At 68.6% G+C, this 18,285-nt stretch carries 12 protein-coding genes and 1 tRNA gene; all 13 read left to right on the top strand.

Annotated elements, in window-relative coordinates:
- Window positions 1-188: 188 nt before the first annotated feature.
- Window positions 189-265 (top strand) — tRNA-Trp (locus ACLBYG_RS25890).
- Window positions 266-447: 182 nt separating this feature from the next.
- Window positions 448-744, top strand: a complete 297-nt coding sequence (gene secE / locus ACLBYG_RS25885) for a preprotein translocase subunit SecE (RefSeq protein ID WP_020096222.1) — start codon at window positions 448-450, stop codon at window positions 742-744.
- A gap of 76 nt (window positions 745-820) precedes the next feature.
- A complete protein-coding gene (gene nusG / locus ACLBYG_RS25880) occupies window positions 821-1,354 on the top strand; it encodes a transcription termination/antitermination protein NusG (RefSeq protein ID WP_012320778.1) in 534 nt (177 codons plus the stop codon).
- 226 nt (window positions 1,355-1,580) lie between these two features.
- Window positions 1,581-2,030 (top strand): 50S ribosomal protein L11, encoded by a 450-nt coding sequence (rplK, locus tag ACLBYG_RS25875; protein ID WP_010686899.1) that lies wholly within the window; start codon window positions 1,581-1,583, stop codon window positions 2,028-2,030.
- A gap of 11 nt (window positions 2,031-2,041) precedes the next feature.
- A complete protein-coding gene (rplA, locus tag ACLBYG_RS25870) occupies window positions 2,042-2,740 on the top strand; it encodes a 50S ribosomal protein L1 (protein ID WP_020096224.1) in 699 nt (232 codons plus the stop codon).
- Window positions 2,741-3,004: 264 nt separating this feature from the next.
- The gene (locus ACLBYG_RS25865) at window positions 3,005-4,648 is read left to right on the top strand and encodes a B12-binding domain-containing radical SAM protein (protein WP_447683379.1); all 1,644 of its coding nucleotides are present in this window, start codon (window positions 3,005-3,007) and stop codon (window positions 4,646-4,648) included.
- 539 nt (window positions 4,649-5,187) lie between these two features.
- Window positions 5,188-5,706 carry a 50S ribosomal protein L10 gene (gene rplJ, locus ACLBYG_RS25860; RefSeq protein WP_026605422.1) on the top strand — a complete coding sequence of 173 codons (519 nt, stop codon included), beginning with the start codon at window positions 5,188-5,190 and terminating at the stop codon, window positions 5,704-5,706.
- A 49-nt stretch (window positions 5,707-5,755) separates the two neighbouring features.
- On the top strand, window positions 5,756-6,133 hold the full coding sequence (rplL, locus tag ACLBYG_RS25855) for a 50S ribosomal protein L7/L12 (protein WP_020096227.1): 378 nt from the start codon (window positions 5,756-5,758) through the stop codon (window positions 6,131-6,133).
- A gap of 245 nt (window positions 6,134-6,378) precedes the next feature.
- Window positions 6,379-10,503, top strand: a complete 4,125-nt coding sequence (gene rpoB / locus ACLBYG_RS25850; protein ID WP_447683378.1) for a DNA-directed RNA polymerase subunit beta — start codon at window positions 6,379-6,381, stop codon at window positions 10,501-10,503.
- A gap of 178 nt (window positions 10,504-10,681) precedes the next feature.
- Complete coding sequence (rpoC, locus tag ACLBYG_RS25845; protein ID WP_447683377.1) at window positions 10,682-14,893, top strand: DNA-directed RNA polymerase subunit beta'; 4,212 nt, start codon at window positions 10,682-10,684, stop codon at window positions 14,891-14,893.
- 425 nt (window positions 14,894-15,318) lie between these two features.
- Entirely contained in the window at window positions 15,319-16,416 is a 1,098-nt protein-coding gene (locus tag ACLBYG_RS25840; RefSeq protein WP_056526330.1) for a cell wall hydrolase, read from the top strand.
- A gap of 212 nt (window positions 16,417-16,628) precedes the next feature.
- Window positions 16,629-17,213 (top strand): hypothetical protein, encoded by a 585-nt coding sequence (locus ACLBYG_RS25835; RefSeq protein WP_132367084.1) that lies wholly within the window; start codon window positions 16,629-16,631, stop codon window positions 17,211-17,213.
- Between the two features lie 73 nt (window positions 17,214-17,286).
- Entirely contained in the window at window positions 17,287-18,273 is a 987-nt protein-coding gene (acuI, locus tag ACLBYG_RS25830) for an acrylyl-CoA reductase (NADPH) (RefSeq protein WP_447683376.1), read from the top strand.
- The last annotated feature ends 12 nt before the right edge of the window (window positions 18,274-18,285 follow it).

Here is an 18,285-nt window from a genome sequence, read left to right as displayed (position 1 = left end):
CGATCGATCCGGGGCGGCGCCGCGCGCCGCCCCGCCTCTCCGACGCCGGCTCCCGTCTCGACGGGGGTCGGCGTCGTCGTTTCGGGCGGGCGGGGTCCTGTCGGCGCCGCTTCCCGCCTGCTTCCCGCCCGCTTCCCGCAAGCGACCCCTTGCAAGCCGCGCCGCGATGGGGCATTGGGCGGTGCGCTAGGAGTGTAGCTCAACTGGTCAGAGCGCCGGTCTCCAAAACCGGAGGTTGCGGGTTCGAGTCCCTCCACTCCTGCCAGACATTCAGCCCGATCCCGCGCGGCGGCCCGGTCGACAAGCCGGGTGAGTTGCGCTAGAGCGGGCGCAATCCGAGATCTGAAGCGACCGTCGGTGCGGGCCCATCCTGGTCCTCGGCGCCGACATTCGCATTCCCGGATGCGGTCTCTGCCTCGGGGCCGAACACGCACAGACACTGGCGCCATGGCATCGAACGAAGCGACCAAGAAGGTGGACCTGGTGCGCGGCGCGGCCCGCGGTCCCGCGAATCCGCCGCCCGCCCGGCCCGCGACCCCCGCCCGCGCGCCGCAGAAGCGCGCCACGCCGGGCGAGTTCTTCGCCCAGGTGCGCGACGAGGCCCGCAAGGTCACGTGGCCGACCCGCCGGGAGACCACGATCACGACCATCATGGTGTTCGTGATGGTCGTCGCCGCGAGCCTGTTCTTCACGGTCGTGGATCAGGCCCTGCGCTTCTTGGTCGGCCTGATCCTGGGCGTCTGAGAAATCCTGGGCGTCTGGGGGCGGCTCGCCGCCGATCGGGGGTGACCCCGGGGACTTGTCGGAGTTGAACGGAACCGTGTCGAAGCGCTGGTACATCGTCCACGCCTACTCGAACTTCGAGAACAAGGTCGCCCAGTCCATCAAGGACCAGGCGGCCCAGCGCGGGCTGACCGAGCTGTTCGACGAGGTGATGGTCCCGACCGAGAAGGTCGTGGAGGTCCGCCGCGGCCGGAAGGTCGACGCCGAGCGCAAGTTCTTCCCCGGCTACGTGCTGGTGAAGTGCGACCTCACCGACGAGGTCTACCACCTGATCAAGAACACCCCGAAGGTCACGGGTTTCCTCGGGGCCGACAAGTCGAAGCCGGTGCCGATCCCGGACGCCGAGGCCGAGCGGATCAAGGGCCAGGTCGCCGAGGGCGTCGACCGGCCGAAGCCCTCGATCTCCTTCGAGATCGGCGAGACCGTCCGGGTCGCCGACGGCCCGTTCGCCAGCTTCAACGGCACCGTCGAGGAGATCGACGACGCCCGCTCCCGCCTCAAGGTGGCCGTGTCGATCTTCGGCCGTGCCACGCCGGTCGAGCTCGAATACGCCCAGGTCGAGAAGGCCTGAGCCCCCGATCGCGGCGGCCCTCCGGCCGCCCGTCCGTTCCGGTCGCCGCGTCCCCACCGGGTGCGGAGACCGCGAAGCCGCCGCGTTCCGCTGAGGGCGCGGCACCATCCGCGGGAGAACCGCCCGGCTTCGCCTCCGGGATCCACGGCTCGCACCGCGACCTGCAACCGTCCGACCCGCCGCGCTTCAGGCCGCACGGGGGCGGATTTTCATTGGGAGCAGTCCCATGGCGAAGAAGATCACGGGCTACGTGAAGCTTCAGGTCCCGGCCGGCGCCGCCAACCCGTCGCCGCCGATCGGCCCCGCGCTCGGTCAGCGCGGCCTCAACATCATGGAATTCTGCAAGGCCTTCAACGCGAAGACCGCGCAGATGGAGAAGGGCACCCCGATCCCGGTGATCATCACCGCGTATCAGGACCGCTCCTTCACCTTCGAGATGAAGCAGCCCCCGGTCACCTTCTTCCTGAAGAAGGCCGTCGGCCTGAAGCTCGGCAAGAAGCCGGCCTCCGGCTCCAAGACCCCGGGCAAGGGCCCGACCGTCGGCAAGATCACCGAGGCGCAGCTTCGCGAGATCGCCGAGAAGAAGATGCCCGACCTCAACTGCGACACGGTCGAGTCGGCCGTCGCGATGATCCGTGGCTCCGCACGGGCCATGGGCCTCGAAGTCGTCGCGTAAGGGAGGGCAGCATGGCTAAGGAAGGCAAGCGCATCCGCGCCGCCCGCGAGGGCATCGAGGCGACCAAGCTCTACGCGCTCGACGAGGCGATCAAGCTGGTCAAGGAGCGGGCGACCGCGAAGTTCGACGAGACCGTCGAGGTCTCGATGAACCTCGGCGTCGATCCCCGCCACGCCGACCAGATGGTCCGCGGCGTCTGCAACCTGCCGAACGGCTCCGGCCGGACGGTGCGCGTGGCGGTCTTCGCCCGCGGCGCCAAGGCGGACGACGCCAAGGCCGCCGGTGCCGACATCGTCGGCGCCGAGGATCTCCTCGAGATCGTGCAGAGCGGCAAGATCGAGTTCGATCGCTGCATCGCGACCCCCGACATGATGCCGCTGGTCGGCCGTCTCGGTAAGGTGCTGGGCCCGCGCGGCCTGATGCCGAACCCGAAGGTCGGCACCGTCACCATGGACGTGAAGGGCGCCGTCGCCGGCGCCAAGGGCGGCTCGGTCGAGTTCCGCGTCGAGAAGGCCGGCATCGTCCATGCCGGCGTCGGCAAGGTGTCGTTCGACGCCGACAAGCTCGTCGAGAACATCAAGGCCTTCGCGGACGCCGTCGCCAAGGCGAAGCCCGCGGGCGCCAAGGGCACCTACGTCCAGCGCATCGCCGTCACCTCGACGATGGGCCCGGGCGTGAAGGTCGAGCCGAACACGGTCCTGACCGCCTGAGGCGGGACGAATCGTCGACGCTGCGGAGCGCCCGGCCGGGAACGGCCGGGCGCTCTGCGTTCGCGGGAGCGGGATCGGTCCTCGTCCCTGTCTCGGACCTGTCTCCGACGCAGGCCTGTCCAGGGCGCGAGGCAGGTGCGGAATACGGTCGGTGACGCGACAGGAAGACAAGCCGCGATGGGCCGGCCCGAACCTGCGTCCCTCACGCCATTCTTAACCGCCGAGGGGGGCGCCAACGGCCGCGGCTGTGCTAGATAGGCCGGCATGCGATGCACCCTGACGGTCACCTCCAAGCGACGCATCCTGTGCGTCTTTCCCGCCTACACGCCGTCCTTCGGGACATTCTCCCACGCCTACCCGCTGATGGGCGGGGTGAAGGCGTTCATGCCGCCGCAGGGGCTGCTGCTGATCGCGGCCTACATGCCGGAGGCTTGGGAATGCCGGTTCATCGATGAGAATATCCGCCGCGCGGGCCCGGCCGACTTCGCCTGGGCCGACGCGGTCTTCGTCTCCGGGATGCACATCCAGGAGCCGCAGATCCACGATATCCGCGACCGCGCCCGCGCGGCCGGGAAGGTGACGGTGCTGGGCGGCCCCTCGGTCTCGGGCGCGCCTGAGAAGTACGGCGACTTCGACTACCTCCATATCGGCGAGATCGGCGACGCCACCGAGCAGCTCGTCGCCCGCCTCGACGCGGACCTCACGCCGCCGCCCGCCCAGGTGGTGCTGGAGACCAAGGATCGCCTCCCGCTCGCGGACTTCCCGGCTCCCGCCTACGAGGCGGCGCCGCTCAAGCGCTACCTGATCGGCTCCCTGCAATTCTCCTCGGGCTGCCCCTACCGCTGCGAGTTCTGCGACATCCCGCAGCTCTACGGCCGCCAGCCGCGCCTGAAGAGCCCGGAGCAGATGTGCGCCGAGCTCGACGCCATCGTCAGCCAGCCGGGCCACCCGGCAGTGGTCTACTTCGTCGACGACAACTTCATCGGCAATCGCAAGGCGACCCGCGAGATGCTGCCGCACCTCGTGGAATGGCAGAAGCGGAACAACTACCCGCTCCAGTTCGCCTGCGAGGCGACGCTGAACATGGCTAAGCAGCCCGAGATCCTGGAGCTGATGCGGCAGGCCAACTTCATGACGGTGTTCGTCGGGATCGAGACCCCGGAGGCGGACGCCCTCAAGGGCATCGACAAGACCCACAACGCCGCCGTGCCGATGTACGAGGCGATCGAGACCCTCAATTCCTACGGGCTCGAGGTGACCTCCGGCATCATCCTGGGCCTCGACAGCGACACCGACAAATCCGAGCAGAACCTGATCGACTTCATCGACCGCTCGGCGATCCCGGTCCTGACCATCAACCTGCTCCAGGCCCTGCCCAAGACCCCGCTCTGGGACCGGCTGGAGCGCGAGGGCCGGCTCCTCCACGACGCCAGCCTCGAGTCGAACGTCCTGTTCAAGCGCCCCCACGATTCGGTGGTGAGCAGCTGGCGCCGGGCGATCGCGCACGCCTACGAGCCGGAGAAGATCTTCGAGCGCTTCAAGCACCAGTGCGCGGTGACGTACCCGAACCGCATCACCACGCCGACGGCCGGCAAGCTCACGTTCACCAACCTGCGCCGCGGCCTCATCCTGGGCTTCAACATCATCACCCGCGTCGGGATCTTCTCCGACTACCGCAGGCCGTTCTGGAGCGCGGCCGGCTACGCGCTGAAGCGCGGGCAGATCGAGGCGGTGTTCAACATGGGCTTCGTGGCCCACCACCTGATCCGCTTCACCCGCGAGGCCCTGCGCGGCGAGCACAACGCCTCGTTCTACGCCGCGAAGGCCGCGGAGGCGAAGGCCGCCCGCGACCGCAGCTGGTGGGAGGCCGCGCGGCGCAAGCTGGTGCCGGAGCGCGAGGCGGCCTAGCCGGGGATCCCGGGACGGGCCCCGAGCGATGCAGCAGCGGCAGGGTACCCGCGCAAGTCCTTGCCTGCGGCGGAAAAGTCGCGCTCCGGCCCTTGGCAGGCGGCTTGCTAGGCTCTATACACCGCGCCTCACGCATTTCATCCTCACGGAAGGAGAGCGGCCGATCGGCCGGTTTCCGCTCGAAATGTCGCCCGGGCAACCGGGTGGCACTGGCCGGAAGGATCCCAGGGGCGACGAGTCCCGCGGAGCCTTGTCCGGCCATGTCCTGTCCGAGACTGCAGGTGCCGGTTCGCCGGCTTAATCCGCCAGCCTGCACAGACGGGGAAGACCGAATTCGAAACGCCTCGCCCCGGCCCCGGCCGCGGAGGGGTGTCGGTTTGAACCAACTCGCCCGAGGCGGCCCGAAGGGGCACGCGCGGGGACAGGGCCGCGAAGCGTCGTTCGGACGTTCCCGGTCTTCCTGAAGGCCGAGACCACGTCCGGGCGGCATGTGCAACCGGCGGACCCGAGACCGGGTTCCGCCAACCGGAGAGAGCCCAGTGGACCGGACAGCTAAAGCTGATCTCGTCTCGACGCTCAACGGCGTGTTCAATCAGAGCGCCGTCGTCGTCGTGGCCCACTACAAGGGCCTCACGGTCGCCGACATGCAGAAGCTGCGCGCGCAGATGAAGCAGGCCGGCGCCACCGTGAAGGTCGCCAAGAACAGCCTCGCCGGCATCGCACTCGATGGCACGGACGTCGCCTCCATCAAGCCGCTCCTGAAGGGCCCGACCCTGCTCGCCTATTCCGGCGATCCGGTCGCTGCCGCGAAGGTCGCGGTCGATTTCGCCAAGGTCAACGACAAGCTCGTGATCCTCGGCGGCGCGATGGGGAAGACCGCCCTGAACCCGGACGGCGTGAAGGCGCTCGCCTCGCTCCCGTCCCTCGACGAACTGCGCGCCAAGATCGTGGGCCTCGTGCAGGCGCCCGCGACCAAGATCGCTCAGGTCGTCAACGCGCCGGCGGCGAAGCTCGCCCGCGTGTTCGGGGCCTATGCCAACAAGGACGAGGCCGCCTGAGGCCCTTCAAAATCCATCCGTTCAAACCGATATCTGAGAGGAATTCAAAATGGCTGATCTCGCCAAGCTCGTCGACGACCTGTCCTCGCTGACCGTGCTCGAGGCCGCTGACCTGGCCAAGATGCTCGAGGAGAAGTGGGGTGTCTCGGCCGCCGCTGCCGTCGCCGTGGCCGCCGGCCCGGCCGCCGGTGGCGCCGCCGCCGCTGCCGAGGAGCAGACCGAGTTCACGGTCGTCCTCGCCTCCGCCGGCGACAAGAAGATCGAGGTCATCAAGGAGGTCCGCGCGATCACCGGCCTCGGCCTCAAGGAGGCCAAGGACCTGGTCGAGGGCGCGCCGAAGCCGATCAAGGAAGGCGTCGCCAAGGACGAGGCCGAGAAGCTCAAGGCCCAGCTCGAGAAGGCCGGCGCCAAGGTCGAGCTCAAGTAAGTCGACGATGGGCCGGTCCCGGCCCATCACCCCACGAAGGCTCCGCGCGAGCCTGTCGTGACCGGAGCCCGCGGGTCAGCGCCCGCGGGCTTTAGGCCGCTTCGGCGGATGGTCCCGGAACGGGACCGGCAAGAGATTCGGTTCGGTGGCGCGGCTCGGCGGGGCGCGCGTCACGGCCCGGTGCGGGAGGTCCCTTTCGGGAACGCTTCCCCGGGCGCGAGGCACGCGGGTAGGAGCGAGGTCACATGGCCAACACGCTGGTCGGTCGCAAGCGCATTCGGAAGTTCTTCGGCAAGATCAAGGAAGTTGCCGAGATGCCGAACCTCATCGAGGTTCAGAAGGCGTCCTACGACCAGTTCCTGATGGTCGACGAGCCCGAGGGCGGGCGCGCCGACGAGGGGCTGCAGAGCGTGTTCAAGTCGGTGTTCCCGATCTCCGACTTCGCCTCCACGGCGCTGCTCGAGTTCGTGCGCTACACCTTCGAGGCCCCGAAATACGACGTGGACGAGTGCCGCCAGCGCGGCATCACCTTCGCGGCCCCGCTGAAGGTCACGCTGCGCCTCATCGTGTTCGATGTCGATCCGGACACCCAGGCGAAGTCCGTCAAGGACATCAAGGAGCAGGACGTCTACATGGGCGACATGCCCCTGATGACGGAGAACGGCACCTTCATCGTCAACGGCACCGAGCGCGTCATCGTCTCGCAGATGCACCGCTCGCCGGGCGTGTTCTTCGACCACGACAAGGGCAAGACCCACTCCTCGGGCAAGCTCCTGTTCGCCGCCCGCATCATCCCGTACCGGGGCTCCTGGCTCGACGTCGAGTTCGACGCCAAGGACATCGTGCACGTCCGCATCGACCGGAAGCGCAAGCTGCCGGCGACGTCGCTGCTCTACGCCCTGGGCCTCGACGGCGAGGAGATCCTGTCGACCTTCTACAACAAGGTCGTCTACGACCGGGACGGCGCCGACTGGCGCGTGCCGTTCGACGCCGAGCGCATGAAGGGCATGAAGGCGACCGTCGACCTGATCGACGCCGATTCCGGCGAGGTCGTGCTCGAGGCCGGCAAGAAGCTGAACGCCCGCAACGCCCGCCAGATCACCGAGAAGGGCACCAAGTTCCTCAAGGCGACCGACGAGGATCTCGTCGGCCAGTACGTCGCCGAGGACCTCGTCAACGTGCAGACCGGCGAGATCTGGGCCGAGGCCGGCGAGGAGGTCACCGACAAGCTCCTGAAGAGCCTGGAGGAGGTCGGGATCACCGAGCTGCCGGTGCTCGACATCGACCACGTCAATATCGGCCCCTACATCCGCAACACGCTGGCGGTGGACAAGAACTCCAACCGCGAGGGCGCGCTGTTCGACATCTACCGGGTCATGCGCCCGGGCGAGCCGCCGACCCTCGAGACCGCCGAGGCGATGTTCCACTCGCTGTTCTTCGATTCCGAGCGCTACGACCTCTCGGCGGTCGGCCGCGTGAAGATGAACATGCGCCTCGACCTCGACGCCGCCGACACCGTGCGCACCCTCCGCAAGGAGGACATGCTGGCGGTGGTCAAGGCGCTCGTGGAGCTGCGCGACGGCAAGGGCGAGGTCGACGACATCGACCACCTCGGCAACCGCCGCGTCCGCTCGGTGGGCGAGCTCATGGAGAACCAGTACCGCCTGGGCCTCCTGCGCATGGAGCGCGCCATCCGCGAGCGCATGAGCCAGGTCGACATCGACACGGTCATGCCGCAGGACCTGATCAACGCGAAGCCCGCGGCCGCGGCCGTGCGCGAGTTCTTCGGCTCGTCGCAGCTTTCGCAGTTCATGGACCAGACCAACCCGCTCTCCGAGGTGACGCACAAGCGCCGCCTCTCGGCGCTGGGCCCGGGTGGTCTGACCCGCGAGCGCGCCGGGTTCGAGGTGCGCGACGTGCACCCGACCCATTACGGCCGCATCTGCCCGATCGAGACGCCGGAAGGCCCGAACATCGGCCTGATCAACTCGCTCGCCACCTTCGCGCGGGTGAACAAGTACGGCTTCATCGAGACCCCGTTCCGCCGCGTGCGCGACGGCGTGGTCACCGACGAGGTCGCCTACCTCTCGGCCATGGAGGAGGCGAAGTACTACGTCGCCCAGGCGAACGCCCAGATGGACGAGGCCCGCAAGCTCACGGAGGACCTCGTGGTCTGCCGCCGGGCCGGCGAGGTGATCGTCGTCGGTCCCGAGCGCGTCGACCTCATGGACGTGTCGCCGAAGCAGCTCGTCTCGGTGGCCGCGGCGCTGATCCCGTTCCTCGAGAACGACGACGCCAACCGCGCGCTGATGGGCTCGAACATGCAGCGCCAGGCGGTGCCGCTCGTCCGCGCCGACGCCCCGTTCGTGGGCACCGGCATGGAGGCGGTGGTCGCCCGGGATTCCGGCGCCGCCATCGCGGCCCGCCGGGCCGGCATCGTGGACCAGGTGGACGCCACCCGCATCGTCATCCGCGCCACCGAGGAGGCCGACGCCAACAAGCCGGGCGTCGACATCTACCGGTTGCAGAAGTTCCAGCGCTCCAACCAGTCGACCTGCATCACGCAGAAGCCGCTGGTCCGCGTCGGCGAGTTCGTCAAGAAGGGCGAGATCATCGCCGACGGTCCCTCGACCGAGTTCGGCGAGCTGGCGCTCGGCCGGAACGTGCTCGTCGCGTTCATGCCGTGGAACGGCTACAACTTCGAGGACTCGATCCTGCTCTCCGAGCGGATCGTGAAGGATGACGTGTTCACCTCGATCCACATCGAGGAGTTCGAGGTGATGGCCCGCGACACCAAGCTCGGGCCGGAGGAGATCACCCGCGACATCCCGAACGTCTCCGAGGAAGCGCTCAAGAACCTCGACGAGGCCGGCATCGTCTACATCGGTGCCGAGGTGAACGCCGGCGACATCCTCGTCGGCAAGATCACCCCGAAGGGCGAGAGCCCGATGACCCCGGAGGAGAAGCTGCTCCGCGCCATCTTCGGCGAGAAGGCCTCGGACGTGCGCGACACCTCCCTGCGGGTGCCGCCGGGCGTCACCGGGACCATCGTGGAAGTCCGCGTGTTCAACCGCCACGGCGTCGACAAGGACGAGCGCGCCCAGGCGATCGAGCGCGAGGAGATCGAGCGCCTCGCCAAGGACCGCGACGACGAGCAGGCGATCCTCGACCGCAACACCTACGCCCGCCTCGCGGACGTGCTGATCGGTCAGGCGCCGGTGGCCGGTCCGAAGGGCTTCCGCAAGGACACCACGCTCACGCGCGAGCTGATCAACGATTACCCGCGCTCGCAGTGGTGGCAGTTCGCCGTCATCGACGACCGTCTCATGACCGAGATGGAGGCGATGCAGAAGCAGTACGACGAGTCGAAGAAGCGCCTCGAGCAGCGCTTCCTCGACAAGGTCGAGAAGCTGCAGCGCGGCGATGAGCTGCCCCCCGGCGTCATGAAGATGGTCAAGGTCTTCGTGGCGGTGAAGCGCAAGATCCAGCCGGGCGACAAGATGGCCGGCCGTCACGGCAACAAGGGTGTCGTGTCGCGGATCGTGCCGATCGAGGACATGCCGTTCCTGGAGGACGGGACGCATGCCGACATCGTGCTCAACCCGCTGGGCGTGCCCTCGCGCATGAATGTCGGCCAGATCCTGGAGACGCACCTGGGCTGGGCGGCTGCGGGCCTGGGTCGCAAGGTATCGAAGGCGGTGGATGCCTATCTGAAGACGCAGGACATCGCGCCGCTGCGGGATGAGATGAAGGCGATCTACTCCCCGGGCGAGCTCGACGGCCTGACGGACGAGGAGCTGGCCGAGGCCGGCAACAACGTCCGCCGCGGCGTGCCGATGGCCACCCCGGTGTTCAACGGCGCCAAGGAGGCCGACATCGAGCAGATGCTGGAGATGGCCGGTCTCGACCGCTCCGCGCAGTCGACGCTCTATGACGGGCGCACCGGCGAGCCCTTCGACCGCAAGGTGACGATGGGCTACATCTACATGCTGAAGCTGCACCACCTCGTGGACGACAAGATCCACGCCCGGTCGATCGGCCCGTACTCGCTCGTCACCCAGCAGCCGCTGGGCGGCAAGGCGCAGTTCGGCGGTCAGCGCTTCGGCGAGATGGAGGTCTGGGCGCTGGAGGCCTACGGCGCGGCCTACACGCTGCAGGAGATGCTCACGGTGAAGTCGGACGACGTGGCCGGCCGCACCAAGGTCTACGAGGCGATCGTCCGCGGCGACGACACGTTCGAGGCCGGCATTCCCGAGTCGTTCAACGTGCTCGTCAAGGAGATGCGCTCGCTCGGCCTCAACGTCGAGCTGACGTCCTCCAAGAAGGCCGCCAACGATCAGCTGGAGCCCCCGGCCGACGCGGCCGAGTAAGCCGAGAGAACCACACCTCCCGTGGCGGCGGATCCCCGCCGCCACGGTCGAGCGGGGAGGGGAGGGGCCTTCCAGGGTTCGATGACGGTGAGCGGCGCCCGCGCGGGGTGCGGCGCCGGATTGTTTTCCAGACGCGGTGGCCCGGCGCGGGGCTGCCGGCGTCAACAAGGAGCGGATCATGAACCAAGAGGTCATGAACCTTTTCAACCAGCAGGCCACGCCGGTCAGCTTCGACCAGATCAAGATCTCGATCTCGTCCCCGGAGAAGATCCTCTCCTGGTCGTACGGCGAGATCAAGAAGCCGGAGACCATCAACTACCGGACCTTCAAGCCCGAGCGCGATGGCTTGTTCTGCGCGCGCATCTTCGGGCCGATCAAGGACTACGAGTGCTTGTGCGGCAAGTACAAGCGCATGAAGTACAAGGGCGTCATCTGCGAGAAGTGCGGCGTCGAGGTCACCCTCGCGCGCGTCCGGCGCGACCGCATGGGCCACATCGAGCTGGCCGCCCCCGTCGCCCATATCTGGTTCCTGAAGTCGCTGCCGAGCCGCATCGGCCTGCTGCTCGACATGGCGCTCAAGGACCTTGAGCGGATCCTGTACTTCGAGTCGTACTGCGTCATCGAGCCGGGCCTCACCCCCCTCAAGGAGCGTCAGCTCCTGACGGAGGAGGAGTACCTGCGCGCCCAGGAGGAGTACGGCGAGGACTCGTTCACCGCCATGATCGGCGCCGAGGCCATCCGGCGCATCCTGCAGGAGCTCGACCTCGACAAGATCGCCAACGATCTGCGCGAGGAGATCGCGGTCACCACCTCGGAGCTGAAGCCCAAGAAGCTCCTGAAGCGGCTCAAGATCATCGAGGCCTTCCAGATGTCCGGCAACAAGCCGGAATGGATGATCCTGACGGTCGTGCCGGTGATCCCGCCGGACCTGCGCCCGCTGGTCCCGCTGGACGGCGGCCGCTTCGCGACCTCCGACCTGAACGACCTGTACCGCCGCGTCATCAACCGCAACAACCGCCTGAAGCGGCTGATCGAGCTGCGCGCGCCCGACATCATCATCCGCAACGAGAAGCGGATGCTGCAGGAGGCCGTCGACGCCCTGTTCGACAACGGCCGCCGCGGCCGCGTCATCACGGGTGCCAACAAGCGCCCGCTGAAGTCGCTCGCCGACATGCTGAAAGGCAAGCAGGGCCGGTTCCGCCAGAACCTGCTCGGCAAGCGCGTCGACTACTCGGGCCGCTCGGTCATCGTGGTCGGTCCGGAGCTGAAGCTGCACCAGTGCGGCCTGCCCAAGAAGATGGCGCTGGAGCTGTTCAAGCCGTTCATCTACGCGCGCCTCGACGCCAAGGGCTTCTCGGCCACCGTCAAGCAGGCCAAGAAGCTCGTGGAGAAGGAGAAGCCGGAGGTCTGGGACATCCTCGATGAGGTGATCCGCGAGCACCCGGTGATGCTGAACCGCGCGCCGACGCTGCACCGCCTCGGCATCCAGGCCTTCGAGCCGAAGCTGATCGAGGGCAAGGCGATCCAGCTGCACCCGCTGGTCTGCGCCGCGTTCAACGCCGACTTCGACGGCGACCAGATGGCCGTGCACGTCCCGCTGTCGCTCGAGGCGCAGCTGGAAGCGCGCGTCCTCATGATGTCGACGAACAACATCCTGCACCCGGCCAACGGTCAGCCGATCATCGTGCCGTCGCAGGACATCGTTCTCGGCCTCTACTACCTGTCGATCGTGGCCGAGGGCGCGCCGGGCGAGTTCAAGCCGGGCAACGCCAAGAACCCGATGCAGGGCGTCTACGGCGACATGGGCGAGCTGGAGCACGCTCTCGCCGCCAAGGCGGTGTCGCTGCACTCGAAGATCAAGTGGCGCTGGACCGGCATCGGCCCGGACGGCGAGCCCCTGACCAAGACCTACGAGACTACCCCCGGCCGCGTGATCCTCTCCGGCGCCCTGCCGAAGCACGCCAAGGTGCCCTTCGACGTCGTCAACAAGCTGATGACCAAGAAGGAGATCTCGGCGATGATCGACACCGTCTACCGCCACTGCGGTCAGAAGGAGTCGGTGATCTTCTGCGACCGGATCATGGCGCTCGGCTTCAACCACGCGTTCAAGGCCGGCATCTCGTTCGGCAAGGACGACATGGTCGTGCCGGAGAACAAGTGGTCGATCGTCGACACGACCCGCGCGCTCGTGAAGGATTACGAGCAGCAGTACAACGACGGCCTGATCACCCAGGGTGAGAAGTACAACAAGGTCGTCGATGCCTGGGCGAAGTGCTCGGACAAGCTGGCCGCCGAGATGATGGGCCGGATCTCGGCCGTCCAGAAGGACGAGCACGGGGCCGACAAGCAGGTCAACTCGATCTACATGATGAGCCACTCGGGTGCCCGCGGCTCGCCTGCCCAGATGAAGCAGCTCGCGGCGATGCGCGGCCTCATGGCCAAGCCGTCGGGCGAGATCATCGAGACCCCGATCATCTCGAACTTCAAGGAAGGCCTGGACGTTCTGGAGTACTTCAACTCCACGCACGGTGCCCGTAAGGGCTTGGCGGACACCGCCCTGAAGACCGCGAATTCCGGCTACCTGACCCGCCGCCTCGTCGACGTGGCCCAGGACGCCGTCATCCGCGAGGTCGATTGCGGCACGACCAACGGCATCAAGATGCGCGCCATCGTGGATGCCGGCCAGGTCGTGGCGACGCTCGCCACCCGCATCCTGGGCCGTGCCACGGCTGAGGATCTGGTGGCCGCGGACGGCACGGTGATCGTCAAGACCGGCGAGACCATTGAGGAGCGGCACCTTCCGGCGATCAACGCCGCCGGCATCCAGGAGGTGAAGATCCGCTCGGTGCTCGTCTGCGCCACCAAGAGTGGCGTCTGCGCCACCTGCTACGGGCGCGACCTCGCCCGCGGCACGCCCGTCAACATGGGCGAGGCCGTCGGCGTCATCGCGGCGCAGTCGATCGGCGAGCCGGGCACGCAGCTAACGATGCGCACCTTCCACATCGGCGGTGCGGCCCAGATCGCCGACTCGTCGTTCATCGAGTCGAGCTTCGAGGGCACGATCAAGATCCGCAACCGCGCGATCGCCAAGAACTCCGATGGCGATCTGATCGCCACCGGCCGCAACGTGGCGGTGGTGGTCGTCGGGTCGGACGGGGTCGAGCGGGCGGTCCACCGCCTGCAGTACGGCGCCAAGCTCCGAGTCGACGAGGGTGACAAGATCAAGCGCGGGCAGCGCATCGCCGAGTGGGATCCCTACACCCGTCCGATCCTCACCGAGGTGGACGGCATCGTGGCCTACGAGGATCTGGTCGACGGCCAGTCCATGACCGAGACCACCGACGAGTCGACCGGCATCGCCAAGCGCGTCGTCGTCGACTGGCGCGGCTCGGCCCGGACCTCTGACCTCAAGCCCGCGATGGTCGTGGTCGATCGGGACGGCAAGGCGCTCAAGCTGCCCCGCGGCTCGGACGCCCGCTACTTCCTGCCGGTCGACGCCATCATCGGCTTCGATCCCGGCGCGAAGGTGAATGCCGGCGACATTCTCGCCCGCGTCTCGACCGACTCGGCCAAGACCCGCGACATCACCGGCGGTCTGCCGCGGGTGGCGGAGCTGTTCGAGGCAAGGCGCCCGAAGGACGCGGCGATCATCGCCGAGAAGTCGGGCACCATCGCGTTCGGCCGCGACTACAAGAACAAGCGTCGGCTCACGCTGACGCCGCACGACGGCTCGGAGGCGGTCGAGTACCTGATCCCGAAGGGCAAGCACATCCACCTGCAGGACGGGGACGTGGTCGAGCTTGGCGATTACATCGTCGACGGAAACCCGGCCCCGCACGACATCCTGGCGATCAAGGGCGTGGAGGAACTCGCGGCCTACCTCGTCAACGAGATCCAGGAGGTCTACCGGCTGCAGGGCGTGTCGATCAACGACAAGCACATCGAGGTGATCGTCCGTCAGATGCTGCAGAAGGTCGAAGTGACCGACGGCGGCGACTCGGACATCCTCTCGGGTGACCAGATCGATCGCACGGAGCTGACCGACTTCAACGAGAAGCTGCTCGCCGAGGGCAAGAAGCCGATCCAGGGCGTTCCGGTCCTGCTCGGCATCACCAAGGCGTCGCTGCAGACCAAGTCGTTCATCTCGGCGGCCTCGTTCCAGGAGACCACCCGCGTCCTCACCGAGGCGGCGGTCAACGGCAAGGTCGACACCCTGGAGGGCCTGAAGGAGAACGTCATCGTCGGGTCGCTGATCCCGGCGGGCACGGGCTCGATGGTGGCGGACATCCGCTCCATCGCCCGCCGCCGCGACGCGATGATCCTGCAGCAGAAGCAGGCCGAGAGCGGCGCGATGCCGGTCGAGGAGCTTCCGCCCGCCGCCGCCGAGTGAGGCCGTCGGCAGGACTAAGTTGGGAGAGGGCGGCCTTCGGGCCGCCCTTTCTCGTTCCGGCCTGCCTTTGTCCGGCCGTGTCCCCTCACCAACTCGAACGCCGTCTTTGCGAGCGCAGCGAAGCAACCCAGTGTCGCGCCACGCTGGAAGACGTCCCGCTGCCCTGGGTCACTTCGCTGCGCTCGTGATGACGGGCCGGGCAGTGTCGACTGCAACCCCGAAACCGTATCGAGACGCGCGCGACCGTCCGGCCTTAACGGCAGCTCAACCATACCGCGCGATAAATTCGGCGCGGCCGCAGAAACACCCTGGAAACGGGGAGGATCGGGCCGGTTCGGGTGCGTGAGTGCGGGTCTGGCGTCGTGGGCACGAGACGAGGACGGGAATCGAGCCTGCGCTGGCTCTCGGCGGCCCTGACGCCCTGGATGGTCGGTCTGGGCCTGCTGGTGTCGTTCACCGCCGATGCCGGCACGGAGAACGCCATCGGCGCGAGCCGGCTCGGGGTGATCGATGCCGACACGGTCCCGCCGCTGCCGCCCGGCACCCTGCTGATCGGATCGGCCCTCCGCCGCCTCGGCGACGAGCCGCCCCAGGCGACCTTCAAGACCGGCGCGCACGTCTTCCCGGTCGTGCAGCGGGCCGGCAAGGGCGACCCCGCCCGGCCGCCGGCCGAGAGCTTCGCGCGCCGGGCCGCGAACCTGCGCGAGGCGGGCGGCGCCCTGGTATTCGGCGACGTCACCGGCAGCGTCACCGGCGTGCTGACGCAGGGCTCCGCGATCTGGGACCCGGAATCCGAGCCGGAGGCCGCCTTCGTCCCCGTGCCGGATCTCGGCCTCACCACCGGCAGCGGCACCGCCGCCTCCACGGGCGCGGGGACGGCCGACCTCACCGAGGATGGCGGCCCCGAGCGCTTCGACGGTTCGACCCCGCCGGTGCCGCGGGCCATCGCGCTGTCCTCCACGACGCCGGCGCCCGCCGACGCCATCCCCGTCGAGATCGCCGCGGCGAGCCTCGCGCTCCCCGATTTCGCGATCCGCACCGAGCGGCCCGACAGCGCCCAGCCGGTGCCCGAGGACGCGCGCCGGCGCTACGCCGACCTGATCGATCCGAACGCCCTCGACAAGGAGCAGCGCTGCCTCTCCGAGGCGGTCTATTTCGAGGCCCGGAGCGAGCCCGAGGCCGGCCAAGCCGCCGTCGCCCAGGTGGTGCTCAACCGGGTGAAGAGCGGCCTCTACCCGGCGAGCGTCTGCGGCGTCGTCTACCAGAACCGGCACCACTACATGGGCTGCCAGTTCTCCTTCGCCTGCGAGGGCAAGTCGCTGCGCATCACCGATGCCGGCGCCTGGGAGAGCGCCACCCGCATCGCCCGCTCGGTGATCGAGGGCCGGACCTACCTCGCGGAGGTCGGCGCCGCGACCCACTACCACGCCGACTACGTGCGTCCGGGCTGGGCCCGCCGCCTGCGCAAGATGGACGTGATCGGCCGGCACATCTTCTACCAGCTCCGGGCCGGCCAGACCTGACCCGGGTCGGATCCGGTCTCATAAGAGAGACTGTCGAAGATCCGAACAATCCTACCTAGGTAGGCGACGCCTAAGCAGTCGAAACCAAGGGTTAATTTTACCTTCGTTCCCGATAATGCTTGCGCGCCGGGCAACGAGTCTGGCCTCTGGTACGTCGAGACGAGCGCCGCGTCCGCGCCGCGTCTCGTAGTAATGCGTATCAGAGGACTTCCATGACCGCGCCGGTCGCTCGCACCGCTTTCCTCGCCGCCGCCCTCGGTGGCGCGCTCCTCGCCGCACCCGCCCAGGCCGGCGGCTGCTACGGCTCCGAATGCTATCGCCGCGTCGTCACGCCGCCGGTCTACGACACCGTGCAGGAGAACGTGCTGGTGCGCCCGCCCCGCACGGTCTATCGCACCACGCCGCCGGTCTACGACACGGTGTCGGAGCGCGTGATGGTCTCGCCCGGCGGCCGCTACTGGCAGACCAGCCGCGGCCCCGGCGGCGAGCTGATCGGCTGCTGGGTGACCACGCCGCCGCGCTTCGCCGTCCGCACCCGGACCGTGCTGATCCGCCCGGCGCAGACGATCCCCGAGACGATCCCGCCGGAATACGCCAGCGTCAGCCGCCGCGTCCTCGTCGCGCCCGCCCGGGCCGGCTGGGCGCCGATCGGCGGCGGTTACGGCTACCGGCCCGCGGCCTACGGCGGTCCGCTCGTCGGCTCGATCCCGGACGCCCTCGGCATCACCGGGGCGAGCTCCTCGGATATCGGCGTCGGTCTCGGCTTCTACACGGGCAGCCGGTACGACGGATACTGAGCCGGTCACGACCGCCGTCGCCTTGATTCCGGGCGTCCCGGCCACACCTCACCGCGCAGCACGGGAGGTGACGATGGGGACGTTCAAGGCCTGGGTAGTCGAGAAGAACGAGGCCGGCCAGAGCCTCGCCTTCACGGACTTCGACGACGCCGACCTGATGGACGGCGACGTCACCGTGCGGGTGACGCACTCGACTCTGAACTACAAGGACGGCCTCGCGCTCACCGGCAAGTCGCCGGTGGTGCGCCGCTTCCCGATGATCCCCGGCATCGACTTCTCGGGGATCGTCGAGGCCTCGGACCATCCGGAGTACAGGCCGGGCGACGCGGTCGTGCTCACCGGCTGGGGCGTCGGCGAGACGCATCTCGGCGCCTACGCGCAGCGCGCCCGGGTCCGGGGTGACTGGCTGGTGCCGCTGCCCCAGGGGCTCACGGCCGAGCAGGCCATGGCGGTCGGCACCGCCGGCTACACGGCGATGCTGTGCTGCATGGCGCTGGACGCCCACGGCGTGAAGCCCGAGCACGGCCCGGTCATCGTCACCGGCGCCTCGGGCGGCGTCGGCTCCGTCGCGGTGGCGCTCCTCGCCCGGGCGGGCTGGCACGTGATCGCCTCCACGGGCCGGGACGGCGAGTCCGATTACCTGAAGGGCCTCGGGGCCGCCGAGATCCTCGACCGGGCCGAACTGTCGAAGCCCGGCAAGCCGCTGAGCAAGGAGCGCTGGGCCGCCGGCGTCGACGCCGTGGGCTCCACGACCCTCGCCAACGTCCTCGCCATGACCCGGGCCGACGGCGCCGTCGCGGCCTGCGGGCTGGCGCAGGGCATGGACCTGCCGACCTCGGTGGCGCCCTTCATCCTTCGCGGCGTCTCGCTCCTCGGCATCAACAGCGTCACCACCCCGCAGAAGAAACGCCGCGAGGCCTGGGCGCGCCTCGCCCGGGAGCTCGACCTGGCCAAGCTCGCCGCCATGACGAGCACGGTCCGCCTGGAGGAGGTCGGCCGGCTCGGCGAGGAGATCCTGGCCGGCAAGGTCCGAGGCCGGACCGTCGTGACGGTGGCGTAGGTCCGGCGCCCG

Source organism: Methylobacterium sp. D53M, from assembly GCF_053345625.1.
This window is presented reverse-complemented; position numbering and strand designations above follow the sequence as displayed.